A 24158-nucleotide genomic window follows, 5' to 3' on the forward strand; every position below is an offset into this window, starting at 1 on the left:
GAGCATAGCTTGTCAGCGTTTAGTAATACCTTAAACAAAGCAAACCATACTCTGGTGAAATGGTGACTGAATATGTTACCTGTAGAAATAGACCATGTTTAATTACACTTTAGGAAGATAACTTAAAAAAAATTTACTATTCTTAGATCCATGACAGTTTCACCATGTCGTAACAACTTCTTTGTAAAGCACAAAGACATATATCAATTTCTGTTAGCGGTTCAAGAAAATTGCCTCAACAATAATTGTCGGCAAATTGTGAGTATTTCGCTGGAGCTTGACTGGGTTGATCCTCTAGTTGTATTGGATAAACTAGCGCAAGCAAATGAAATAAATTTTTACTTTGAGAACAAAGGTAAAGCAGAAGCGATCGCTGCAATTGATGCAGTGGCAACATTACAAATTGATGGGCAAGACCGTTTTAATCAAGCAGAATATTTTATCAAAAATTGTCTAAAAAATATAATTACTTTTGGAGATAATCATCCACCTTTTGCCAGTCCACGCTTTTTTTGTTACTTTAGTTTTTTTAATCAAAACATTCAATCTGACTATCCTTTTCCCGCCGCTACAATTTTTCTACCGCGTTGGCAAATAGCTGTGAAAAATCAGCAATGCGTCTTAGTCGCTAACATATTAATAACTGCTAATGCGCAGCTACAAAAAATTTGGCAGAATTTGTGTGACAACATCGAACTGATTAATTCTTTAAAATACTTATCGCCCAAACTTGATATTGTATCGGCAAACATTCGTCAGCAATCTGTAACTCAGGGTACAGAATTTAAACGCTCTGTTGTTTCTGCTTTAGAAAAAATCCAGGCTAGTTATTTAAGCAAAATTGTGCTGGCAGATGCCTTGGATGTTCAGGCAAATCATCAATTTAATTTATATACATTATTAAATAATCTTAGACAAATACATCCTAATTGTTATGTTTTTTCTACAAGTAATGGTAAAGGACAAAACTTTATCGGGGCAAGCCCAGAAAGATTAATTTGTATTGAAAATCAACAGTTAATCACAGATGCCTTAGCTGGTTCTGCACCCAGGGGTAAAACACCAGCGGAAGATGCTGCTAATGCAAATCGTTTGCTGAACAGTGACAAAGAACGACACGAACACTCATTAGTGATTGACTTTATTACTCAACGTTTATTACAACTAGGATTGTCACCCCAAGTATTACCGCCACGCTTACGACAGCTATCTAACATCCAGCATTTATGGACACCTATTAGCGCCAAAGTTCCAGCTAACGTCCATCCATTAAAAATAGTTGCCCAACTGCATCCTACACCAGCCGTTGCTGGTGCTGCTAGAGATGTGGCGTGTGCTGAAATTCGGCGTTACGAAAGCTTTGAGAGGGGTTTATATGCCGCACCTCTCGGTTGGGTAGACTCGCAAGGGAACTGTGAGTTTATTGTCGGTATTCGTTCTGCGTTAATTGATGGCGATCGCGCTAGACTTTACGCAGGTGCAGGTATCGTCGCCGGTTCTGATCCCGATAAAGAATTTGCAGAAGTGCAATTGAAACTGCAAGCTTTACTCAAAGCATTGGTGTAATGTGCTATGCCAGCTAAAGATATTTATCACAATGCTGTGATAAACGCCCTCCAAAAAGATAATTGGCAAATTACTAATGATCCATTTATCTTAAGATGGGGTGCAAGAGATTTATACATTGATTTAGGTGCAGAAAAACTAATAGGGGCAGAAAAAAGCGGTAAAAAAATAGCAGTAGAAGTTAAAAGCTTTATAGGTGCTTCTCCAGTAGCAGACCTAGAAAATGCTTTAGGACAGTACATTTTATACTACGATATTCTCACTCGCCTGGAACCAGACCGCCTCTTGTATCTTGCTGTTCGTCAAGAAACATACTCAGAATTATTTCAAGAACCAATTGGTAAAATATTGATAGAAAATCAACGTTTTTGTTTACTCGTCTTCAATTCAGAAAGCGAGGTAATTATAGAATGGCTACCGTAGATGATTATCGCCAAATAATTCAAAAAGTTTTAAATGAATACGCCCAACTTCCCTACGCCTATGGAGAATTAGAAAGACAGTTAATTATTGACCAAGACAAAAACCATTATCTTTTACTGACACTTGGTTGGGAAAACAAACAGCGAGTACATGGTTGCCTTGTACATATTGATCTTATTAATAATAAAATCTGGATTCAAAGAGACGGCACAGAAGATGGTATTGCTAACGAACTCGTTAGTGCAGGAATTCCTAAAGACCAAATTGTATTGGCTTTTCAACCAGCAGAAGTGAGAAAGTATACTGAATTTGCTGTTACATAAATATGTAGAGACATTGCAATGCAACGTCTCTAACAAGGATATCGGTAGTATTTTTATAAATCCCGATGGATAAATGCCTTAGCATTTGCGCCAGTGTAACTAGCTACAATGTGTCCATCACCAGTCATTTGATACTTATACGTTACCAGTCCTTCTAAACCAACGGGGCCGCGAGGCGGCATTTGTTGAGTACTGATACCGACTTCTGCACCAAAACCGTAGCGGAAACCATCAGCAAAGCGTGTGGAACAATTGTGAAATACTCCGGCGGAGTTTACCAAGCCGAAGAAAGCTTCTGCGGTGGCGATATCTTCAGTAATAATTGCGTCGGTGTGGCGAGAACCGTATTCGTTAATATGAGCGATCGCATCTTCTAATGAGTCTACAATTTTAATCGACAAGATTAAATCGCTGTATTCGGTTTCCCAATCAATTTCGGTGGCGGCGGCAATCTCAGGTAAGATTTCTAAGGTGCGTTTATCACCTTTTAATTCCACATGGTTGGCTTTTAAAGCGGCTGCAACTTTGGGTAAAAATTCTGCCGCAATTGATTGATGAACTAATAAAGTTTCAATAGCATTACAAGCAGCAGCATATTGAATTTTGGCATCAACAGTAATCTCCACTGCTTTAGTAATATCAGCGGCTTTATCTATATAAGCATGACAAATGCCATCAGCATGACCAAGTACCGGAATGCGGGTATTTTCTTGCACAAACCGTACAAAAGAATTAGAACCTCTGGGAATAATTAAATCGACATATTTATCTAATTTTAAAAGTTCTAAAGTTTCTTCTCTTGTTGTTAGCAACTGCACTGCATCAGGACTAACAGCAGTTTGCGATAATCCTTGTTTAATGGCTTTAACTATTGCTTCACAAGAACGTACTGCTTCTTTGCCACATTTGAGAATTACACCATTACCTGATTTAATCGCCAAAGAAACAATTTGAATTGCGGCTTCTGGACGTGCTTCAAAAATAATTCCCAATACACCCAAAGGACAAGTGATGCGTTTGAGAACTAAACCAGTATCAAGTTCGCGGTGAATCTGCACTTTACCGATAGGATCAGTTAGTTTACCAACATCTCGGACACCAGCGATCGCATCTCTTAACTTATGTTCATCTAACTGCAACCGCTTGTATAAAGGTTTGGCAATTCCTTCCGCCGCCGCCGCTTGACAATCAGCCACATTCGCTTGCAATATGTCTTCTTTAGCCGATTCTAATGCTTGAGCGATCGCTTCAATCGCATGATTTTTCGCTTCTGTCCCCAGAATTGCCAACTTACTAGCAGCGGCGCGAGTTTCTCCAGCGATTTCAACCAGTGATGACCCAACTTGAGCAATAGTCATATCAAAAATAACTCTTAATTATGGCGCAAACATTTATTTTCCATCCTATCAATTAGTTGTATCGTGTCCGATGTTTCCCTGTAGAGACAAGGGAACAGGGAACAGGGAACAGTAAAAGACAAAAAAACTTATCTGAACTGTATTGGGTTATCAAATCCTGAAACCCTTTTCCATACCTATTATTCTCTTATAGTAGTAAAAGAGGCATCTTCTACGCCGTCACCAAAATAAGCTCAGTATTTAATGATTATGAATGATGGCACTCAAGAAAATTCTCAGTTATGGCAAATCTTGGTTGTTGAAGATGAGTATATTCTTGCCTGTAATTTGCAGGAAAGTTTAGAATCCCTGGGATACACAGTTATTAATATTGTAGATTCGGGAGAAGCAGCAATTGAGGAAGCAAGCAAGCTGCGTCCCGACTTAGTTTTGATGGATATCCGCCTGCGGGGCAAAATAGACGGTATTCAAGCAGCAGAAAAAATCTGGAATCATCTGCAAATTCCTGTTATTTATGTCACAGGACATTCTGATAAAAGTACTGTAGAACGAGCAGCGCTGACATTACCATTTGGGTATATCCTTAAACCTGTAAGAGAGCAAGAACTTTACGTTGCCATTCAAACAGCAATGAACCGCTATAACTTTCTAAATATCGTAAAAGGTTAGATGATTTAGGGATAGAATTCCAGATTTGTCAGGCTTTCTTTTTCCCATTTAGCCACACCCTTTCTCTTACTCTTTTTCTTGATGGGCATGTTAGAACTGCCTTGTCACAACCCAAAGCTGATTGAATATAAAGCTAGGGGAGGGAAAAATGATGAGACGTTGTCCACGATTATTATCCTACAGTATTGCCATTGCTTCAACTGCGATCGCTCTGTTGCTGTCAGTTTCGCTAGAAAACCTGATATCTCGAATTCTTGGTACTTTTTTTTACATAGGAATCATTGTAACTACTTGGTATGGTGGTTTTTATCCGGGGATTGTTACAGTTGCTCTGTCAACGCTGGCACTCAAATATTTCTTGATTCCTCCCGTACATCAACTCTGGATTGCTCAAACAGAAGATGTGTTGCGACTAGGTATTTTCTTCCTTGTTGCCTTGACGATTAACCTGCTAACTAGCAATCTTCGCAACAGCACGCAGAAGATTATACAACTCAACCAAAAACTGGCTCAAGAAAATGCCGAGCAACTGCGGATGGCTCTGTCGGCGGCAAAAATGGGAATGTGGGACTGGGATATAGTCAAGGGAGAAATCAAGTGGTCGCCAGAACACGAACAATTATTTGGTTTGGCTGTTGGTAGCTTTGATGGTAAATATGAAACCTTTGAAGCTTACATACATCCTGATGATCGTCAGGCAATCAACCAAGCAGTACAACAAGCACTGCAAACTCACAGCACCTACCAACATGAGTATCGCATTATTTGGGCAGATGGTAGCCTTCACTGGCTTGAGGCCAGAGGACACGCATTTTATGATGCACTGGGACAGCCTGTCCGTATGGCGGGAACTGTCATGGCAATCGATCAGCACAAGCAAGCACAAGCCGCGTTGCAGCAGAGCGAACGGCGATATCGCTCATTAGTTCATGCTTCGGCTCAGATTGTCTGGCGCACTGATATCAATGGGATGACAATAGCTGCGCCAGAGGTGTGGGAAGAACTTTCTGGACAACCCATAGAGGAAAGCTTGGGATTGGGTTGGCTTGATTTTGTTCACCCCGATGATCGCGATCGCGCCCATACCACATGGCAAGAATCTTACACAAATCACAGCACATACGAAACTGAGTATCGACTGCGGATGAAAGATGGCAATTACCACGATTTTGCTATTCGGGCTGTACCAATTTTAGATGCTGATGGCACAATTAGCGAGTGGATTGGCACCTGCACAGATATTACTGAGCGGAAACAAGCAGAGGCAGCATTACAAGAAAGTCAAATTCAGCTTCAGCGCCAACTAGCTGAAATCGAAATTATCTATCAATCAGCCCCAATCGGGTTGAGTATCTTAGACACTGATTGCCGCTTTGTCCGTATTAACCAGCGCCTAGCAGAAATCAATGGGTTTCCTGTAGAAGCGCATATCGGTCGCACGGTGCGTGAGTTATTACCTGAATTGGCTGACGACATTGAAAGACTATTTTACACCGTCTTAGAAACAGGCCAACCGATTCTCAATGTCGAAATTAGTGGAGAAACTCCGGCTCAACCCGGTGTGCAACGAACTTGGTTAGAAAGCTGGTTACCGTTAAAAGATGGTAAAGACATCATTGCTATCAGTGTTGTGTGCGAAGAAATCACCGAACGCAAACGCATCGAAGCCGAACGCCAACAAGCCAAGGAAGAACTAGAACTTCGAGTCGCAGAACGCACAACCGAGTTAAGCCAACTCAACGACAATTTACAACAAAGTGAATCAACACTCCGCAGTTTCTTCAACAGTGGGGCAATGCTTATGGGTATTATTGAGCTACATAACCAGGACATTTTACACATTTCCGATAACCAAGCCACCGCTCAATTTTTTGGCACTACTCCAGAAGCAATGCAAAATCAGTTTGCCAGTGATTTAGGCAGACCCCAACTGAATATTCAGAAATGGGTGAGTCATTGTCGCCAAGCCCAACAAATTCAGGCTCCTATCCAGTTTGAATATCCCCATGACACACCCAACGAACAAAGATGGCTCTCTGCCAGTGTTAGCCCAATAGGAGTCAGTCCCAACGGGTATTCTAGATTTTCATATATTGTTGAAGACATCACAGAACGCAAACAAGCAAAAGAGCAGATCGAAGCATCTTTGCAAGAAAAGGAAGTATTAATTAAGGAAATTCACCATCGCGTCAAGAATAATTTAGCCATTGTTAGTAGCTTGCTACAAATGCAGTCTAGACGAACTCAAGATCCACAAGCTAATAACATTTTATGTGATAGTCAAAACCGCATTGCCTCTATTGCTCTGGTACATGAAACACTATATTCTTCTGAAGACCTCGCTAATATTGATTTTGCTCAGTATATTGCTAAGTTAACTACTCATTTATTTGCTGCCTACGATATCAGTTCTCAGCAAATCGAACTTAGTATTCAAATTGAAAATGTTGACTTAGATATTGAAACGGCTATCCCCTGTGGTTTAATTATCAATGAATTAGTTTCTAATTCTTTAAAATACGCTTTTCCTAATAATTGTACAGGTAAAATTTTAGTCACTTTTTATCCAGAAAATCAGCAGAATTTAATTCTCATCATTCAAGATAATGGAATTGGACTACCAGCTAATTTTGATAGCAAGAAGTCTAAAACATTAGGTATCAATCTTGTCCAAGGTTTAGTGAAACAATTGAGAGGAACTATCGAGATTAACCGCCATCAAGGAACAGAAGTTAAAATTGCTTTTCCCCAAAGTAAAGTATGTAAAACTTACGCATTGACAAGTACAACAAAAAGTAAATGAAGATAAGCTAATCGTCATTTAAATTGCACTATTTTCATGGTAGTAAAAGCTGCAAACCCTATACCTTGCTCCCTGCCCCCTGCCCCCTGAGGTCTCAATGTGCAAATTAAATGTTTAACAGCTTAATATTTACCTTGCCCATTGCTGCAAGATATAAGCATAAAAAGCATCTTTATCAACTTGATCCATTGCATAAATCTTACGCCCACCAGGCACAACTTTAGTTCGACCTTGACTCAGACCAGAGGTAATAATTTCCGTTTCCCATTCTCGCAGTTGATAAAATTCTGGGTGTCCTAAATAAGCTGTCGCCAACACATCCCAAAAATAATAATCTTGCGGAATTACCAAGGCGTAACATTGTCCAGCTAAATCAGAGATGGGATAGTGGCGTTGTTTGCCCATTTTGTACACAATGTCTGATGTTACGGGTACATTGTTCGTTAAATCTAAAGGACACATGATAATTTCAATCTGTGTTTGCCAAACTCGCGCTGCTGAAACAGCATCCCAATAGACATTCCATTCCGCAGAACCATCTTGTCCCGCTTCTAAACTTTTTTCAACGTTACCACCAACATTCAACGCGCCGCCCATCCAAACAATTCTTTGAATTTTCGCTTCAATATCTGGTGCTTTATCTAACGCCACTGCAACTGTTGTTAATGGGCCAGTTACCATCAGCGTGACTGGTTCTGGTGCTGCACGCAATACCCGCACCATAAAATCTTGACCGGCTTCTGCAACCAAAGGAGTGTTAATAGTATCCTGCTGGTTGAGAATGGGGAGATGGTCAACAATAAACGAATCACGTCGATAAAGACGGGGAAATGGATTTATCCCCCGCACTGTGCTTTCGGCAACGGGGATATGAGAAAATCCCATCAAATCAATAATTTTGCGTGTAGCGCTAACGGCTGGTTCAATATAACAATCGGCTGGGGTGACGACAACACCGAGAAGTTCTATATGATCCATCGTTAACAGCAGCATAGTGGCGAGATAATCATCTACACCACCATCATGATCCATTAATACAAGTTGTTTTGACATATAAGGAGAATAAGAAAATGGATGAATTTATGCAAGCTGCGATCGCCGAAGCAAAACAAGGTAGACAAGAAGGCGGAATTCCTATTGGTTCGGTTCTCATCAAGGATGGCAAAATTGTTGGCAGAGGACACAACAAACGAGTCCAAGATGGTGATCCTGTTACCCACGCCGAAATTGATTGTCTCCGTAACGCTGGCAGAATTGGCAATTACAGAGGTACAACACTCTATTCAACCTTAATGCCATGTTATTTGTGCGCTGGCGCAGTGGTGCAATTTGGCATAAAAAAAGTCATCGTCGGAGAATCTCGCACATTTCCAGGTGCTAAAGATTTTATGGTATCTCACGGCGTAGAAGTTATTGATTTAAATTTAGATGAATGCGAACAAATGATGAGTGAATTTATTCAAACTAACCCCGAATTATGGAATGAAGATATTGGCAAGTAGTCAATGGTCAATAGTCATTTGTTACTTTCAGCTTCACACTGTTTCCTCATCTTGCTGACTCTCCTCTCAAACAAAAAGATCCCCGACTTTTCAAAAAAGTCGGGGATCTAAACCTATTGATTTTCATACTTCACACTTCATACTTCACACTTCACACTTCATCTTTCAAAACTCCCCTTTCTTTGAGGAATGCCTCAAACATAAACTTATCAGGTAATGAAGTTTGTGCGCCTAGTTTTGTAGTTGCCAAAGCACCTGCGGCTGCACCCCAAACAACTGCTTGGCGTAAAGACATTCCGGCGTAAAGTGCAGCTGCTAAACCACCGTTAAACGCATCACCAGCAGCCACAGTATCGACAGCATGAACGGGAAAAGCTGGAACAAAGAATGTTTCTTCAGCTGTGGCGCAAACAACACCCTTTGCGCCTAGTTTAACGATCACAGATTTCACACCCCTTTGCAATAACACCGTAGCAGCAGCGGCGGCTGATTCTTCGCTATCTACCGTAAAACCAACTAACTGTCCTGCTTCTACTTCATTCGGGGTGATAATATCCACCAAAGAGTAAAGTTCGGCGGGTAAGTTAGATTGTGCCGGCGCAGGATCAAGAATAACTGTAATATTGGCATTGCGTCCGGCTTGGGAAGCAGCGACTACAGCATCAAAGGGAATTTCTAATTGTAAAAGTAGTGCTTTGGCTGTTGGTAATAAGTGCGATAACCTTTTGACATCTTCTTGATTTACTTGGCCATTTGCCCCAGGAATCACCACAATTTGGTTTTGTCCATGATCATCAACAACAATAATGGCAACTCCAGAGTTTGCAGCTTCATCTATCAAGATATTCTCTGTGTCTACACCAGCAGTTTGCAAATGATTTACCAGTTCAGCACCAAAACTTTGTGTCCCCACACGTCCCACCATCTGAGTGGGAATTCCCAACCGCGCTAATGCTACGGCTTGATTTGCACCTTTACCTCCTGGGACTTTAAAAAAATCTTTTCCCAGCAAAGTTTCTCCGATAACTGGTAATCGCGGTGCTGTGACTACTAAATCTATATTGATACTGCCAAAAACAATAATACTCATGCTGGGTTTTGTTGCTTCTGTCGCCTAACGATAGCGAACTATTCTTTTATACTCATGTGATTAGTGATCGCTATCCGTTTCGGCATAAATCCTAGAAAGATGTACTGTAGCTGTAGCTTTATTATAGGTATTGATTTGGACTGTGCATTAACAATGTCAGGCGACACATTAACAATGTCAGGCAACACATTAACAATGTCAGGCAATACATTAACAATGTCAGGCAATACATTAACAATGTCAGGCGACACATTAATAATGTAACTTGATACATTAACATTGCCGATTCAAAGATTGGTGTGTCACCGTAGCCTTAGCAAAAACACAAGCACTGCGATGATAAATAAAGCGGGAAAACTCTACATTTCCCCGCAGCGTCGATGTGATGTTATGGTTTTTAGTTCCAGAGATGACTACGCAGCAACAGGCGTAGCGAATTTAGCATAACGCTCTATGTAAAATTCCTTTGGATTAGCGATCGCTTTGACAGATTCCCGTTCTTTGAGAGCATGTTTCCACTGTTTCAGGCGAGCGAACTCAGCTGGTAGCGGAAAGTCACGATATTTTTTCAGTGCAGCCCAGCGCTCAAACCAAGGGAAAAAGGTAAAGTCTACCAAACTGACAGATTCGCCAAACCAATAGGAGCCGTCTTTAGACAACTTCCCAAAAGCTTCGTTCTCGATGAATTCTAAATGTTTGTAAAGTTCTTTTTTCGCTTCTTCTTGTTTTTGAATATCTGGACTCCGCAACAGACTAGAAAAAGCTGGTACAAATCTAGTGTTGGCAAAATCAATCCAAATACGAGCCTGGGCTTTACCTACTGGATTGTTGGGTAAAAGTGGGGGGTTGGGAAACACTTCATCAAGATATTCATTAATAACAGCAGATTCCCAAACGCGGCGATCGCCATGCACAAGTGCTGGTACTTTTCCATAAGGAGAAATATCTGTGAATCCCGCTGGCTTATTCTGCAAATCAATTTCAATCAACTCAAAGTCGATACCTTTCTCTTGCAGTACCAAACGAGAACGGTGAGCAAAAGGACAAACGACGGCACTATAAATTTTAACTTCAGCCATGTTTACGTTCCTTTATGAATAGGAATTTGTAGCCGACATTGGAATGCAACCATCCCAAATCTGTTAATTAGACAGAGACAGAACAACTTTCTTCCCTCCTGTCTCTCGTCACTTCATTTTGGATTTGCAATTTTATGTTTTTGATTATTCAATTTAAAATCCAAAATCCAAAATCTAAAATTTCTACAGCCAAGGCACTTCTTCAGGTGCGTAACGAAAGGCGCGGAAGACGGAATTTTGTTCCCCACGCGCTACCAACGACTTTTCACCAGGGACGTTGCGAACTGCGAAATGAGGATTAACATATTCCCAAACGAGTTCCCCTTCTACAGTCACTTCAAAAATGCGGCCATAAGCGCCTTCGGTAATCAAAGTATTGCCATTAGGAAGGCGTTGCGCTCCTGATATGTATGAACTGAAGAAGTTGTGTGGTGGACTATCAGTATATTCCCAAACTATTTCTTGAGTTTGACGGTTGACTTCAATTACACGCGAGAAATTCAACGCCGTGTGACGACGATGTGCGCCGTTATCGAAAATCAAGATATTGCCGTTAGGTAGTTCGTTCGGAAAGTGCTGCTGTGCTAATACATCATCACCCAGTGTCCAGATAATGTTTCCAGTTTGGCGATCGATAATAGCAACTGTGGAGATATTACGGAAGCTCACAATAATATTGCCATCAGCGAGTTCGCCGACAGTATTACCGTGAGTCCATTCATGCCGTTGATCTTGGGGAGTAATGGCAAACTTCTCTGGGTCGAGGTGTTCGTAGGCGTGCCAAGTCCAGACAATCTCGCCTGCGGGAGTTACTTCGTAAAGTACATCAGCATAAATATCACCATCTGCTTCTGTTCCCGCAACACCACCTTTGATGCGAGGAACCAGAGATTGGGGAATCTTTTCAATGGCTAATAAAATCACATTTCCATTGCGGAGTTTGCGTCCATCGTGATGATGGTCTGGATGCTGATACTCCCAGATGATATTGCCTTTAGGATCTACCTCTAAAACAACGCCACCTTTAAACGCCGACCATAGGGGAAAGCGTGGCGGAATTTCTGGAGTTTTCCCGTTATAGAACAAATTGCCATTAGGCAAGAGATAACCATATAACCCTGGCGGATAAGGCAGATTCCATTGATGTACTACTTCCCCTTGCAAGTTCAAAAGATATACTTCTCCATCACTTGTCAGTGGTGTAAAAAGTGTATATCCCTTATAAGCTTTCTCAGGATTATAAGCTTTGAGGCCAGTACCCCGACGGCGGATAGTATTTTGTTCAACAAATGTTGTGGCGATCGTCATATTCTACTTAATCAATCATAAGGTTTGTTGACTGTTGACTGCTAACGGTTAACAGCCAACACGAAAACGCGACAGCTGCTGACAAATGCTCAGTACTTTAGCATTGCTGAATCAGATGTATTGAAATCTTCAACTCCTTACCTCTCTGCGTGAGGTAATTATGCAATGCCAGTATTTTTAAGGTGCGGGGTTGGGATATTGAGTGTTAATTGCATCTAACTCTGCCAAAATCTCTTTGCTGAGAACTAAATTCACACTTTCTAGATTTTCTTGGAGTTGTTCTAGAGTTGTTGCACCAATAATTGTGCTAGTTACAAACCAACGACTCCGCACGAAAGCTATAGCTAGTTGTGCTGGACTCAGTTGATGGCGTTTGGCTAGTTCTACGTAAGCTGCTACTGCTTCGGTGACTTTAGGTTTAAGGTAGCGTTGACCAAAGTTTTCAAACAATGTAATTCTGGTATTTTCTGGTTTACCGTTGAGATATTTACCAGTTAAAAAGCCAAAGGCTAAAGGACTGTAAGCTAATAAACCAATGTTTTCGTAATAAACTGCTTCTGCTAAAGCTCCATCAAATACGCGATTGAGTAAGTTGTAAGCATTTTGAATGGAGATAACTTTTGGTAATCCTAATTGTTTGGCAGCATTACTAAATTGGGTGACTCCCCAAGGAGTTTCATTACTTAAACCAAGATAGCGAATTTTGCCTGATTGAATAATATCAGCAAAAGCTTCTAGTTGTTCTACTATTGGAACCGAGGGTTTTACTTGGGTGGGTTCAAAAATTGTCTGACCAAAACGTGGTACATAGCGGTCTGGCCAGTGAATTTGGTAAAGGTCAATGTAGTCGGTTTGCAATCTTCTCAGACTATCATCTACAGCTTGTTTAATATTATCGCGCTCAATTGCGTCTGCTCCCCCACGTAACCATTTAAAGCCTCGCCCTGGGCCAGCAATTTTAGTGGCTACAATCACTTTATCTCGCTGCTGATGTTTTAACCATTCGCCAATATATGTTTCTGTTAAGCCGTAAGTTTCTTCTCTCGGCGGTACTGGGTACATTTCCGCAGCATCAATGAAATTCACTCCGTTAGCAATAGCATAGTCTAGCTGCTGATGGGCTTCTTCAATACTATTTTGCCGCCCATATGTCATAGTACCAAGGCAAATTTCCGAAACTCTCAGGTCACTTTCACCTAATTGGTTATAGCGCATATCTTTGTGTTGTGTATTGATGAGGTGTTACTGCGAAGCTTTAATAAATATTTCGCTTTTTTCAAATTATTGACTTTCTAATTTAATGATTGTCATGGCAAGTATGTCAACTGGTTATATTTGCTATTCATTTAATATTCTTAGATATAAATAAAACTGATGAGGGTGAATGGTTTTAGTGCAGACAAATTACAGATATACATTAGATTTTGGCTAAGAATTTGAGCCTAAAATTGACTTTTTATACTTAAAATATTAGTTTTTATTAGCTTATTTATTAAAGCTTACTTTTTAAAATACTGTAAACCAGTCAACTTATAGTAGATTTTAGCAGAAAGTTAGAGAGATTTTGCAGTTACAAAAATTTATATAGCTTGAGTGCTGAGTTTGGGTTAGGGAAAAGGATAACAACTTTTATTTTTTGAATTCTCAAGAAAACTTGGCAGACTGGTATTTCTTGTATCTGTGGGTGTCTACGGATGATAGCACTTTGTCAGTTGGCTTGCTTTTTTGAGTTGTCTATGCTATTTTTTGCATGTAATACAAATAACGGTAAATCGCTCGGTAAACCGTTGTTTGTATTACACGATATCACAGCTAAATGGGCGGTAATTATAAGAGAGTGCTGGAGTTTACCTCTAGGCTCTCATCTTTCTTATCAAAGCAATATGCTACATCAGACAAATAGCAAAACAGCTAAGACTCATGCAGTGAGACAAACAATTAAGGGTTGGCATAAGGAATGTAGATGAGCAAAGCCTTTATTCGTCTGACTGCGTAATTACTGGATACGATCGCATTTCGTTAGTCAGAGATGAGACAAAAAAGTGCGATCGCATAGTAACTTGACCTGACACTATTTTTTGACTTATGACTAAAGTTTTAATTCTTGATGCCGATCAACAACCGCTATCTCCGGTACGTATCAGCCATGCCAGGGCATTATTATCTCAAGGAAAAGCGGCTGTTTTTCAAAGATATCCCTTCACAATTATTTTAAAAGAGTCTTTTTCGCAAATTAAACCAGAGCAACTCGGCTTTAAACTTCAACTTAGTGCTGTAGCTGCCAAACCAGTACAAGGCAGGAAGGGGCAGGCAGGAAGCAGGAGGTAAAAACTTCACTGTTCCATAACTAAGTTTAATCTTCCTGTTATGAGTGCATTTGAATTTGTTCTGACTCCTGAATTCTTCTTCGATGATCAGATCAAGGGAAAACAGGGGAGGTTTGCAAGTATCACTCCTGATTTTTTGTTACTTCCCCTAAATTCATAGTATACAGCGGTATATCCGTAGGTTTATAGTAGTTAACAATGACTAGAGAAGTATTCTGATGATTAACTTGATATTTCGCTATTTAGCAATTAAGTGGCGATCGCTAATTCAATTGATCAATCTTCCATTACAAAAATCACCTAAGTTACGCTTTCATGCTGCGCCTTTACCCATAGCAGGAGCTTTCATTACAGGTCTGTGTTTGAGCTTGTTATTTGCAGCTTGCTCATCACCATCTAATGTTAATTCTGCAAATAGTAACGCCAATCCAGTTAGCGATACTGCGCCTCAAGAAGCGAAAGTGGTCAGATTTGGTTATCAAAAATCGCTGATTTTACTAAAGGCTAAAGGTGTATTAGAAAAACGTTTAGCACCAGAAGGAAAATCTGTCGAATGGATTGAATTTCCCGCAGGGCCACAACTACTAGAAGCAATGAATGTGGGAAGCATTGATTTTGGGCATGTAGGAGAATCACCACCAATATTTGCCCAAGCCGCGGGTGCAGCATTGACTTACGTTGCTGGTATTGCTCCTAGTCCAGCAGGTTCAGCAATTCTTGTCCCTGAAAATTCGCCGATTAAACAATTGAGTGACCTAAAAGGTAAAAAAATTGCCTTTCAAAAAGGTTCTAGCGCTCATTTATTACTAGTTCAAGCTCTGCAAAAAGGGGGAGTCAAATATAGTGAGATTGAACCTAAATATTTACCACCATCTGATGCACGGGCGGCATTTGTTAAAGGTAGTGTAGATGCTTGGGTAATTTGGGATCCATTTTATGCAGCAGCACAAAAGGCTACTAATGCGCGTGTTCTCGTTGATGGCACAGGCATTAATAAACAAGGGGGATATTATTTAGGAACCCGCAAGTTTGTGACTGAAAATCCCAATACTGTAAAGGCAATACTAGAAGAAATTCAAAAGCTAGAAGAATGGTCACAACAGCATCGGAAAGAGGTAGCACAAACTCTTGCACCTGTGCTAGGCATTGATATAGAAACAATGCAAAAGGCAACTAGTAGACGTAGTTTTGGAGTGGTGCCAATTGATGATAACTTGATCAATTTACAACAAGAAGTGGCTGATACCTATTATCAATTGAAGTTGATTCCTAAACAGGTTAACGTCAGAGATGCAGTCTTAACAAAAGAACAATACGCTGCATTTTCACCAAAGATTTAATCTAAATTTAGGAAGTTCTTGGCGATGAGAAATCGCATCTATACAAACACCTACATATGCGGGTGACTTCATACTTCATACTTTCTATGAGCAATCCTACAGAACTGTTACGATCGCGCTACGGTGAAATTCCTTTTGATTCCCAAATTAATTGGAATGAATCACTCACCACATTACTCTCTCACCGTTCTATTCGTTCTTATCTGGGCGATCCTCTACCACCAGGAACCCTGGAAATACTGGTGACAGCGGCGCAGTCTGCATCTACTTCTTCTAATCTGCAAACTTGGAGTGTAGTCGCAGTCGAAGATCCCCAGCGCAAAGAAGAACTATCAAAACTGGCGGGAAATCAAGCACACATCCGTCAAGCACCGCTATTTTTAGTTTGGTTAGCAGATTTGGCGCGTCTGAGTTACGTTGCTGACAGTTGCGGCATTGCCCATGAAGCTTTAGACTATTTAGAAATGTTTGTTATGGCAACCGTTGATGCTACCTTAGCAGCACAAAATGCCACGATCGCAGCTGAATCTTTAGGCTTGGGAACAGTATATATCGGTGGTATTCGCAACCGCCCAGAAGAAGTAGCACGCATCCTCAATTTACCTTCTTCTGTATATGCGGTGTTTGGGTTGTGTGTAGGTTATCCCAACCCGGAAGTGAATGCAGCAATTAAACCACGTTTACCGCAGTCAGCAGTACTACATCGAGAAACCTATAAATTAGCCGAACAAGATGAAGCGATCGCCCACTACAACAACATCATCAAACAGTTTTATACTGAACAACAGATGAATGTTGCTGGTGATTGGTCACAACATTCAGCTGAGCGAATTGCTACTGTAGAATCTTTAAGAGGACGCGATCACTTACGTGAAGCCTTAAATAATCTTGGTTTTCAGTTACGATAAACACACACAAAAAAGCTTATGGATTTGCATCTCACTGGCAAAGTAGCCTTAGTGACAGCAGCTAGTAAAGGTCTAGGTAAAGCTACAGCACGGCAATTTGCCCGTGAAGGTGCAAAAGTCGTCATCTGTGCGCGGAGTGAAAACATCGAGAAAGTTGCTGCTGAGATTGAAGCGGAAACAAATACACAAGTCTTAGCTATACGTGCAGATGTCACCCAACCAGCAGATATTGAGCGGGTGATTAATGGCACTGTAGAGAAATTCGGCGGCTTAGATATTCTCGTCACCAATGCAGGCGGGCCACCACCCGGCACATTTGATGATACTGATTTGACTGCTTGGGAAAACGCCCTTAACTTAAATCTGCTGAGTGCAGTACGGTTGGTGAAGTCTGCTTTACCTTACTTACGCCAATCAATTGCACCAGCGATTCTGACTATTACTTCATCTTCCACAAAACAACCAGTCAAAAATCTAATATTGTCTAATTCGATTCGCTTAGCGGTGATTGGTTTTACCAAAACTTTGAGCCAGGAATTAGGCAGTGAGCAAATTCGCGTCAATAGCATTTTACCTGGTTGGACATACACAGAACGAGTAGATGAATTACTCAGCGATCGCACACTAAAAAGTGGTAAAACAAAAGCCGAAGAAATTGCCAGTATTGATGCAGCTATACCTTTAGGAAGAATGGGGACACCAGAAGAATTTGCTAATGTTGCTGTTTTTCTTTGTTCACCAGCAGCCTCATATTTAAATGGTGTGATGTTACAAGTTGATGGCGGTATGAATGCAGGGACATTTTGAAATAGGGTGTAGAAGTATAGGGATATAAGGATGTAGACAAGTAAAACCCTTACACCCCTATACCCTTATTCCCTTACACCCCTGTCAACAGCTAAGCTTTGTGCGTAAATCTTAACAAGAAATTATTTGTTCTTATTCTTGTTTTTGTGACTTTGGCGGCCTGCTTCAGCATGTTGCTCTCTTGAACCACCTTGAGTACCTTTAGACTCTGTATCTTCTTCTTCTGTATCTTCTATATCTTCAGTATCTTCCTTTTGTTTTTTGCGACCGCCGCCGTGAGAATGCTTTCCACCTTCACGACCAATTTCAGCCATGTGTTCTCTGTCTTGGCTAACAGTTTCGCCACCTTTGCGTCCAGCTTCACGAGCTTCTTCAGGTGTGAATTCGTGAGCAGTACCTTTTTCATGCGCAGCGTGTCCGCCTTTGCTGGCAATTTCGCGTTGCTTATCTTCATCCATTGAAGCAAAGCCACGTTTGCTAGTATCTGACATAATATCGCTCCTTGTAACAAACTATAGTTTTTGACTTTTATCAGTCAGTAAAAACTTTTAGTTGATTCACGTTCTCAATTTAGCTATCTCAATCATTGCTTTCATTGGCCATAGGAGAGAATCATGTCAGACTAAGCCACAACTTCAGATATATAACCTAAGTAGAGACGCGAAATTTCGCGTCTCTACATTTAAAAAATTCGTGAATGAACCTCAGAACATCTCGCATGAACCTTGGAACATCACGCATGAACCTTGGAACATCACGCGTGAACCTTGGAACTTCATTAATGAAGCTCAGAACTCGGTTAACGAGTATTTAATCCTTGCAAAGAAGTGCGAACATTAGGTTTTCTCGCCTGATATTGGGGAATTTCCACAATAGCGCTTGTCCCTTGAACACCATAGCGAGTCACCGCAGAAACAGCGACATCTTCAACTTGATTATTATTTAACAAAGTTGAATTCTGCCCAGCAGGTAAAATATTGGTATTCCATTCATTACCTGTTTTGGTTTGCACAACCCATAACCAAACTGGTTGTTTACCAGTAGGTTGCCATCGCAGGACAGTTTTAGTACCTGTGACATCTTTTTCTAGACGCACCTGTGGTTTTTCTGGTGGTGTATTATCCAACCAAGGTGATGAAGGGACTAACGCAGGATGATGATAAACATCTTGTGGTAACAAATCTGCAATTCCACCACGATTTTGCAGCAGAGGTTTCATACTAAAGTGAATATTTCCATCTGAACCACTTTGTCCTTGGGTGGTTTTAATTTGATAGATGATTTCCTTAGCAGGCCAAGCCATACTGCTTTTTTCACCAACGCGGCTAGTGAAAATTCCTGGCCAAATATGCCTTGCTTGGGTGTTTTGTTCTATCCACCAATTCAACAGCACAGGATAACTTTGTTGTTTTTGTTCAATTTTCCAGTAAAGTTGTGGTGATAGATAATCTACCCAGCCATTCATTAACCATTTGCGAGAATCAGCATATAGCTCTTCATAAGGATTAAAAGCTTTGTCATTGCCTAGTTGTTTTGGAAATCCTGGTTGCCAAATTCCAAAAGGACTAACACCAAATTTTACCCAAGGTTTAGTGCTTTTAATATTTTGATACAACCGTTGGATTAACGTGTTGACATTTTCCCGCCGCCAATCATCACGGTTCTCTGTTCCTCCTGATTGTTTATATTTTTGCCAACTAATTTCATCAGGAAATTCAATAGTATGATGTCTTCTATCTTTTTCGGGATAGGGATAAAAGTAATCATCAATGTGAACACCATCGATATCATATCGATTGACAACATCCATAATTACTTTGATGGTGTAATCTTGTACAGCTTTTTCACCGGGGTCTAACCAGAGATATTTGCCGTAATGTTTGACTAATTCTGGATGGGTTTTGCTGATATGATTCTCAGAAATTCTTGATTTGCCTTGAGGATGACTGGCGCGATAAGGATTAAACCAAGCGTGTAATTCTAATCCGCGTTTATGAGCTTCTTCCACTGCAAAAGCTAAGGGATCATAATAAGGTGCTGGTGCTTTACCCATCTGTCCAGTTAAAAACTCTGACCAAGGTTCATAGGTAGATTGGTATAACGCATCACTAGCAGGGCGGACTTGTAAAATAACTGCATTGAGTTTTAATTTTGCCGCGCGATCGAGTATGGTAATTAACTCTGCTTGTTGTTGTGCGGTAGTTAAACCTGGTTTAGAAGGCCAATCAATATTTGCGACACTAGCAACCCATACACCCCGAAATTCTCTATGGGGTGAGGGCGGGGTGATAGCAACTGGCTGAGGTGAGGAGTCAGCAATTTGCATTGGGAGGAGAGAAAAGGCAGAAGGTAAAAGAACGACGGGAAGAAACTTGATGTTTCTCACAGCGTGGTGATTTGTACCATGCTGTGCTAGACGTAAAAATCCACTAAGAAAAATGTCTTTGATGTTCACAAAAATTTTGGAGGAGCGTTTCACAGATTAAACTATAACGTTATGGAAAAGACCTCTACACCATCTACGCGTCTTGCTTCCCTGGATGTATTTCGGGGAATTGCGATCGCCTTTATGATTTTAGTGAATAATCCCGGAAGTTGGGATTATATTTATCCGCCTCTCGAACACGCCGAATGGCATGGTTGCACACCGACAGATTTGGTTTTCCCATTCTTTTTATTTATAGTCGGTGTCGCAATGGCGTTTTCTTTTGCCAAGTACACAAGAGAAAATCGACCGACTATTGCTGTTTATCAGCGCATTCTCCGCCGAGGACTGATATTATTCGCCCTTGGTTTGTTCCTCGCCTTGTTTACCTTAGCCCTTGACTGGTTAATTAAAGGTATTCCACCCAATTTCAGTACGCTGCGAATTATGGGAGTGTTGCAGCGCATCAGCCTAACTTATGTCCTAGCAGCACTAGTAGTTCTCAACCTTTCCCGCCGTTGGTTGTGGATACTAGCAGGTGTTGTGCTAGTTGGTTACTGGTTGGCAATGCAATTTATTCCAGTTCCCGGTTTTGGTGCAGGGAATCTTTCCCCAGAAGGTAATCTTGGCGCTTACATCGACCGGATAATTCTCGGTAAGCATCTTTATCGCGGCGGCCCCTTTGACCCGGAAGGTTTATTTAGTACTTTGCCAGCAGTTGTTACAGTTTTGTTGGGATATTTTACAGGTGACTGGTTGCGAACTCAGCCAATTAAAAGCCGTACCAGTGTCAATTTAGTAATTTTTGGCTTAATTGCTTTAATTATTGGGCAATTGTGGGGCTTTATATTTCCGATTAATAAACAACTCTGGACAAGTTCTTACGTTCTGTTTACGGCTGGGTGGGCATTAATCACTTTGGCTTTGTGTTATGAACTCATAGAAGTCCGCCATTTCAAACACTGGGGACTACCATTAGAAGTAATGGGATTAAATGCCATCTTTTTGTTCGTTGCTTCTGGCGTATTCACAAGAATTTTAATTAAAACCAACATTGGCAGCAGCACCACCTACACTTGGATTTATGAACATCTATTTCGCCCTTGGGCAGGAGCGCTCAATGGTTCGCTAATATTTGCCATAGTTATGGTTTTATTTTGGTGGACGATTCTTTATGGAATGTATCGTCGTCGCTGGTTCCTAAAAATTTAAACAGCACAGGATTTACGCAGTGATCCGAAAAATTAAGCGTTTGAGGAAGGGTGCAGGGGTTTAGGTTTTCAAAGCCCCTACACTCATACCGTTTCACTTTCAGTTTGATACAAATAGGCCGCAGGGGGAAAGAATAAACAACCAATGAATTTGTATGAGGATTTTCGTGAAATGGTATCAGTCTGAAAAGACAACCTTGGTGCGTAGCCTGTATTCTAGCTAAAGCTTGCGAAAACGGCGATTTCGGAGTAGCGTTCCAACTCCAATTACACCTGCAACTATTGTTGTGTTAGTTTGAGGTTCTGGAACTGTTTGAATAAAGCCAGTCACTGAAGCCCTAGCTATGTTAGGAATAGAAGGATCAGAACTGAGTCTATCAACTTCAAAAAAGCTCAGTGTGCCTCTGGCTTTTGTAAATAGTCCCTCACCGCCAATAATAGTGAAAATACCAGAAGCTGTTGCTGTATTGGTTGTAAAATCAATTTGTCCGGTAGCGCTGTCTATACCAAATAACTTGTTAACTCCACTTCCAAATACTATAGACCCAACTGGTAAGCCTTGTACTCCAAAAGTTGTTGGGTCTGTATTTAAACGAAAAAAACCTGTAGTTGAATCAATTTCAACGTAATTTAAACCACTAATTGTGTTTAGACCATAAGGAGCATCGGTGCTTTCTCCTGAGAGAGTTGCTCTTAATACGTTCTGTGTAATATGTGTAGAAATAGAAAATATATCGTAGTTAGCACTAAATGCGTAAGTAGTATTGGCTAGAGCTTTTGTAGTATTAGAGACTAAACTGATCAAAGCCACAGCTACAGGCAGTAAACGCAAGCTGTGTGTACGGGATAAAAGTTGCATCGCTTTGATAACAAGTAGGAATAATTACTCTAATTCTACAAAGATGGTGTGCTATATCAATAGGATATTTTGATTCCAAGATGGTGGATTTTGATATTTACACTTTTCTGCACTTTATATTGCAATTATTGGATTTCACCAAATTTTCTGATATTTTCCACTAACTTTACACCCCTGTGTTTCTTCAGGTTATCCGGAATCGAAAAATTTAGTTTTGTAGCTCTCAGTGTCATAACAGCAATCATTCTAATCCTTAATCCAAGAACTACTGACATGGCAGTAAAGCAATTATCTCAACTAAATATCGCTTCATATACCACTAACAAAACATTTTATCCATCCCCAACTGCTTGGGAAGATCAAGTGTTTTATTTTATGATGCTCGACCGATTTTCTGATGGTAAAGAGAATGGATATAAAGATAATGCAGGAAATGTTGTTTCTGATGGTGTAATTCCTATATTCGCACCAGGCGATCAAAATAATGCTACACGCACACCAGAAGATGCAGCACGTTGGCGAGAAGCAGGCGTAAAATACGTTGGTGGTAACCTGAAAGGACTAACTAGTAAAGTAGGTTACTTAAAGCGTTTAGGTGTATCTGCAATTTGGATTAGTCCGATTTTCAAACAAGTATCTTTTCAAGAAACATACCACGGCTACGGTATTCAAGATTTTTTAGAAGTTAACCCTAGGTTCGGTAGTCGTGAAGATTTGAAAGAATTAGTGCAAACTGCTCATGCTAATGGTATTTACGTAATTCTAGATATTATCTTAAATCATTCTGGTAATATTTTTAGTTACGAAGCAGGTACTGTTGATTACAACGGTGCAACTTATCAAGTCAAAGGTTTTAATGACGAAACAGGTCAACCCAGCATCCCATTTCGCAAAACTGACCCCAACAATCCCGCAACTTGGCCTAAAGAAAATGACGCAATTTGGCCAGTAGAATTTCAAGATCCATCTTTATATACCCAAAAGGGACGCATCAGAAATTGGGATGGCGATCCTGAATTTCTAGAAGGAGATTTTGAGGATTTAAAAGATATTCATCATGGCTTTGGCGGACTGGATGATTATGTAGCATCTCCTGCTTTGAAATATCTAGCTCAGGTGTATAAATATTGGATAGCCTACGCAGATATTGATGGTTTCCGCATTGATACTGTCAAACACATGGATAAAGGAGCAACTCGCATTTTTGCTTCGATGATTCATGAATTTACCCAAAGTATTGGTAAGGAAAAATTCTTTTTGGTGGGTGAGATCACTGGTGGAAGACGCAGAGCATTTGAAACTTTAGAAGAGACAGGTTTAGATGCAGCTTTAGGTATTGATGATATTCCGGACAAACTTGAATATTTAGTCAAGGGATATCGTAACCCCATAGATTACTTTAGTTTATTCCGTAATTCTTTGCTGGTGCAGAAAGAATCTCACGTTTGGTTTAGAGATAAGGTCGTAACAATGTTTGACGACCATGACCAAGTGCGTAAAGGACAAAACAAAGCAAGATTTTGTGCTGATCAAGACGCTGCAAAAGTTGTACTAAATGCGTTAGCACTCAATGCTTTAACGCTGGGAATCCCTTGTATTTATTATGGTACAGAACAAGGTTTTGATGGTCATGGAGATAGCGATCGCTATTTGCGCGAAGCTATGTTCGGTGGTGAATTCGGTGCATTTGCTACACGAGGTGTTCACTTCTTTAATGAAGAAAATTACGTTTATCAAGAAATCGCAAAAATTCTGAAAATTAGAAGAGAGAAAAAAGTTTTAAGTCGCGGTCGTCAATATCTCCGCCCAATTTCTGGTGATGGCGTAAACTTTGGTCTACCGCAGATGATTGGTAATGAAATTCGTTCTGTAGTACCTTGGTCGCGAATTTTCAGCGACCAAGAAATAGTTGCGGCTATTAATACCGACTATTACCAACTTCGTGAAGCTTGGGTAACTATTGATAATGAATTGCACAATGAAGGTGATTTTCTCACCTGCATTTACTCTACCGATAAACAACAAGAAGGTCAAAAGGTAAAAATTGAAGCCAGAAATGGTAAAGCTGTGAAAATTACTGTTCCTGCGGCTGGGTTGGTAATTTACGAATAAATTTCTGTTAAATGCTCAATTTCTCTCCTCGTGAGGCGCATATTTATG

At 40.5% G+C, this 24158-nt stretch carries 21 protein-coding genes; 12 read left to right on the forward strand and 9 right to left on the reverse strand.

Annotation, left to right across the window (positions count from 1 at the left end):
• The first annotated feature begins 150 nt into the window (after window positions 1-150).
• The 3 genes from ACMX3D_RS11155 to ACMX3D_RS11165 are packed head-to-tail and all read left to right on the forward strand — an operon-like array spanning window position 151 to window position 2312.
• On the forward strand, window positions 151-1566 hold the full coding sequence (locus tag ACMX3D_RS11155) for an isochorismate synthase (protein ID WP_482751482.1): 1416 nt from the start codon (window positions 151-153) through the stop codon (window positions 1564-1566).
• Between the two features lie 6 nt (window positions 1567-1572).
• Window positions 1573-1989 (forward strand): element excision factor XisH family protein, encoded by a 417-nt coding sequence (locus tag ACMX3D_RS11160; protein WP_482751483.1) that lies wholly within the window; start codon window positions 1573-1575, stop codon window positions 1987-1989.
• Window positions 1977-2312 carry an element excision factor XisI family protein gene (locus tag ACMX3D_RS11165; protein WP_482751484.1) on the forward strand — a complete coding sequence of 112 codons (336 nt, stop codon included), beginning with the start codon at window positions 1977-1979 and terminating at the stop codon, window positions 2310-2312. The genes ACMX3D_RS11160 and ACMX3D_RS11165 overlap by 13 nt, the downstream gene beginning before the upstream one ends.
• 53 nt (window positions 2313-2365) lie before the next feature.
• Here the strand turns inward: ACMX3D_RS11165 and ACMX3D_RS11170 are convergent, their stop codons facing one another.
• A complete protein-coding gene (locus tag ACMX3D_RS11170) occupies window positions 2366-3670 on the reverse strand; it encodes a glutamate-5-semialdehyde dehydrogenase (RefSeq protein WP_482751485.1) in 1305 nt (434 codons plus the stop codon).
• A 249-nt stretch (window positions 3671-3919) separates the two neighbouring features.
• On the opposite strand from ACMX3D_RS11170, the gene ACMX3D_RS11175 reads away from it, so the two are divergent.
• Entirely contained in the window at window positions 3920-4339 is a 420-nt protein-coding gene (locus tag ACMX3D_RS11175) for a response regulator (protein WP_482751486.1), read from the forward strand.
• 148 nt (window positions 4340-4487) lie between these two features.
• Window positions 4488-7142, forward strand: a complete 2655-nt coding sequence (locus tag ACMX3D_RS11180; protein ID WP_482751487.1) for a PAS domain S-box protein — start codon at window positions 4488-4490, stop codon at window positions 7140-7142.
• 129 nt (window positions 7143-7271) lie between these two features.
• On the opposite strand, the gene ACMX3D_RS11185 is transcribed toward ACMX3D_RS11180, so the two are convergent.
• Window positions 7272-8195 (reverse strand): nucleoside hydrolase, encoded by a 924-nt coding sequence (locus ACMX3D_RS11185; RefSeq protein WP_482751488.1) that lies wholly within the window; start codon window positions 8193-8195, stop codon window positions 7272-7274.
• A gap of 17 nt (window positions 8196-8212) precedes the next feature.
• Between ACMX3D_RS11185 and ACMX3D_RS11190 the strand changes: the two genes are divergently transcribed.
• Complete coding sequence (locus ACMX3D_RS11190; RefSeq protein ID WP_482751489.1) at window positions 8213-8644, forward strand: nucleoside deaminase; 432 nt, start codon at window positions 8213-8215, stop codon at window positions 8642-8644.
• Between the two features lie 151 nt (window positions 8645-8795).
• Here the strand turns inward: ACMX3D_RS11190 and rbsK are convergent, their stop codons facing one another.
• The 4 genes from rbsK to ACMX3D_RS11210 all read right to left on the reverse strand — a co-directional run bounded on the left by rbsK (window position 8796) and on the right by ACMX3D_RS11210 (window position 13336).
• Entirely contained in the window at window positions 8796-9734 is a 939-nt protein-coding gene (gene rbsK / locus ACMX3D_RS11195; protein ID WP_482751490.1) for a ribokinase, read from the reverse strand.
• Between the two features lie 413 nt (window positions 9735-10147).
• Window positions 10148-10813: a glutathione S-transferase family protein gene (locus tag ACMX3D_RS11200; protein WP_482751491.1), complete on the reverse strand. Its 666-nt coding sequence runs from the start codon at window positions 10811-10813 to the stop codon at window positions 10148-10150.
• A 183-nt stretch (window positions 10814-10996) separates the two neighbouring features.
• Entirely contained in the window at window positions 10997-12121 is a 1125-nt protein-coding gene (locus tag ACMX3D_RS11205; protein ID WP_482751492.1) for an aryl-sulfate sulfotransferase, read from the reverse strand.
• Window positions 12122-12298: 177 nt separating this feature from the next.
• Window positions 12299-13336, reverse strand: a complete 1038-nt coding sequence (locus ACMX3D_RS11210) for an NADP(H)-dependent aldo-keto reductase (RefSeq protein ID WP_482751493.1) — start codon at window positions 13334-13336, stop codon at window positions 12299-12301.
• 870 nt (window positions 13337-14206) lie between these two features.
• On the opposite strand from ACMX3D_RS11210, the gene ACMX3D_RS11215 reads away from it, so the two are divergent.
• From ACMX3D_RS11215 to ACMX3D_RS11230, 4 genes are all read left to right on the forward strand, one after another.
• Window positions 14207-14449, forward strand: coding sequence for an RRXRR domain-containing protein (locus ACMX3D_RS11215; RefSeq protein WP_482751494.1), 243 nt, complete (start codon window positions 14207-14209; stop codon window positions 14447-14449).
• Window positions 14450-14666: 217 nt separating this feature from the next.
• Window positions 14667-15788 (forward strand): sulfonate ABC transporter substrate-binding protein, encoded by a 1122-nt coding sequence (locus tag ACMX3D_RS11220; RefSeq protein WP_482751495.1) that lies wholly within the window; start codon window positions 14667-14669, stop codon window positions 15786-15788.
• Window positions 15789-15874: 86 nt separating this feature from the next.
• Window positions 15875-16696 (forward strand): NADPH-dependent oxidoreductase, encoded by an 822-nt coding sequence (locus ACMX3D_RS11225; protein ID WP_482751496.1) that lies wholly within the window; start codon window positions 15875-15877, stop codon window positions 16694-16696.
• 18 nt (window positions 16697-16714) lie between these two features.
• Window positions 16715-17503, forward strand: a complete 789-nt coding sequence (locus ACMX3D_RS11230; RefSeq protein ID WP_482751497.1) for an SDR family oxidoreductase — start codon at window positions 16715-16717, stop codon at window positions 17501-17503.
• A 122-nt stretch (window positions 17504-17625) separates the two neighbouring features.
• Here the strand turns inward: ACMX3D_RS11230 and ACMX3D_RS11235 are convergent, their stop codons facing one another.
• Together ACMX3D_RS11235 and ACMX3D_RS11240 are read right to left on the reverse strand one after the other, a co-directional pair.
• A complete protein-coding gene (locus tag ACMX3D_RS11235) occupies window positions 17626-17994 on the reverse strand; it encodes a KGG domain-containing protein (protein ID WP_482751498.1) in 369 nt (122 codons plus the stop codon).
• A gap of 308 nt (window positions 17995-18302) precedes the next feature.
• Complete coding sequence (locus ACMX3D_RS11240; protein WP_482751499.1) at window positions 18303-19958, reverse strand: glycoside hydrolase family 10-like protein; 1656 nt, start codon at window positions 19956-19958, stop codon at window positions 18303-18305.
• A gap of 42 nt (window positions 19959-20000) precedes the next feature.
• On the opposite strand from ACMX3D_RS11240, the gene ACMX3D_RS11245 reads away from it, so the two are divergent.
• Window positions 20001-21140, forward strand: a complete 1140-nt coding sequence (locus ACMX3D_RS11245; RefSeq protein ID WP_482751500.1) for an acyltransferase family protein — start codon at window positions 20001-20003, stop codon at window positions 21138-21140.
• A 219-nt stretch (window positions 21141-21359) separates the two neighbouring features.
• Here ACMX3D_RS11245 and ACMX3D_RS11250 read toward each other — a convergent pair whose 3' ends face one another.
• On the reverse strand, window positions 21360-21998 hold the full coding sequence (locus tag ACMX3D_RS11250; protein WP_482751501.1) for a hypothetical protein: 639 nt from the start codon (window positions 21996-21998) through the stop codon (window positions 21360-21362).
• Between the two features lie 273 nt (window positions 21999-22271).
• Between ACMX3D_RS11250 and ACMX3D_RS11255 the strand changes: the two genes are divergently transcribed.
• A complete protein-coding gene (locus tag ACMX3D_RS11255; RefSeq protein ID WP_482751502.1) occupies window positions 22272-24110 on the forward strand; it encodes an alpha-amylase family glycosyl hydrolase in 1839 nt (612 codons plus the stop codon).
• Window positions 24111-24158: the final 48 nt, after the last annotated feature.

This window comes from Anabaena sp. TISTR 8404, assembly GCF_056847745.1.

Excerpts from the sequence above, each read along its gene's own strand:
- ACMX3D_RS11220 (WP_482751495.1), top strand. The coding sequence starts at position 14,667 with ATGATTAACTTGATATTTCGCTATTTAGCAATTAAGTGGCGATCGCTA.
- ACMX3D_RS11170 (WP_482751485.1), bottom strand. The coding sequence starts at position 3,670 with ATGACTATTGCTCAAGTTGGGTCATCACTGGTTGAAATCGCTGGAGAA.
- ACMX3D_RS11210 (WP_482751493.1), bottom strand. The coding sequence starts at position 13,336 with ATGCGCTATAACCAATTAGGTGAAAGTGACCTGAGAGTTTCGGAAATT.
- ACMX3D_RS11225 (WP_482751496.1), top strand. The coding sequence starts at position 15,875 with ATGAGCAATCCTACAGAACTGTTACGATCGCGCTACGGTGAAATTCCT.
- ACMX3D_RS11235 (WP_482751498.1), bottom strand. The coding sequence starts at position 17,994 with ATGTCAGATACTAGCAAACGTGGCTTTGCTTCAATGGATGAAGATAAG.
- ACMX3D_RS11215 (WP_482751494.1), top strand. The coding sequence starts at position 14,207 with ATGACTAAAGTTTTAATTCTTGATGCCGATCAACAACCGCTATCTCCG.
- ACMX3D_RS11175 (WP_482751486.1), top strand. The coding sequence starts at position 3,920 with ATGAATGATGGCACTCAAGAAAATTCTCAGTTATGGCAAATCTTGGTT.
- ACMX3D_RS11245 (WP_482751500.1), top strand. The coding sequence starts at position 20,001 with ATGGAAAAGACCTCTACACCATCTACGCGTCTTGCTTCCCTGGATGTA.
- ACMX3D_RS11160 (WP_482751483.1), top strand. The coding sequence starts at position 1,573 with ATGCCAGCTAAAGATATTTATCACAATGCTGTGATAAACGCCCTCCAA.
- ACMX3D_RS11155 (WP_482751482.1), top strand. The coding sequence starts at position 151 with ATGACAGTTTCACCATGTCGTAACAACTTCTTTGTAAAGCACAAAGAC.
- ACMX3D_RS11255 (WP_482751502.1), top strand. The coding sequence starts at position 22,272 with ATGGCAGTAAAGCAATTATCTCAACTAAATATCGCTTCATATACCACT.
- ACMX3D_RS11230 (WP_482751497.1), top strand. The coding sequence starts at position 16,715 with ATGGATTTGCATCTCACTGGCAAAGTAGCCTTAGTGACAGCAGCTAGT.
- ACMX3D_RS11205 (WP_482751492.1), bottom strand. The coding sequence starts at position 12,121 with ATGACGATCGCCACAACATTTGTTGAACAAAATACTATCCGCCGTCGG.
- ACMX3D_RS11190 (WP_482751489.1), top strand. The coding sequence starts at position 8,213 with ATGGATGAATTTATGCAAGCTGCGATCGCCGAAGCAAAACAAGGTAGA.
- ACMX3D_RS11250 (WP_482751501.1), bottom strand. The coding sequence starts at position 21,998 with ATGCAACTTTTATCCCGTACACACAGCTTGCGTTTACTGCCTGTAGCT.
- ACMX3D_RS11180 (WP_482751487.1), top strand. The coding sequence starts at position 4,488 with ATGATGAGACGTTGTCCACGATTATTATCCTACAGTATTGCCATTGCT.
- ACMX3D_RS11185 (WP_482751488.1), bottom strand. The coding sequence starts at position 8,195 with ATGTCAAAACAACTTGTATTAATGGATCATGATGGTGGTGTAGATGAT.
- ACMX3D_RS11200 (WP_482751491.1), bottom strand. The coding sequence starts at position 10,813 with ATGGCTGAAGTTAAAATTTATAGTGCCGTCGTTTGTCCTTTTGCTCAC.
- ACMX3D_RS11165 (WP_482751484.1), top strand. The coding sequence starts at position 1,977 with ATGGCTACCGTAGATGATTATCGCCAAATAATTCAAAAAGTTTTAAAT.
- rbsK (WP_482751490.1), bottom strand. The coding sequence starts at position 9,734 with ATGAGTATTATTGTTTTTGGCAGTATCAATATAGATTTAGTAGTCACA.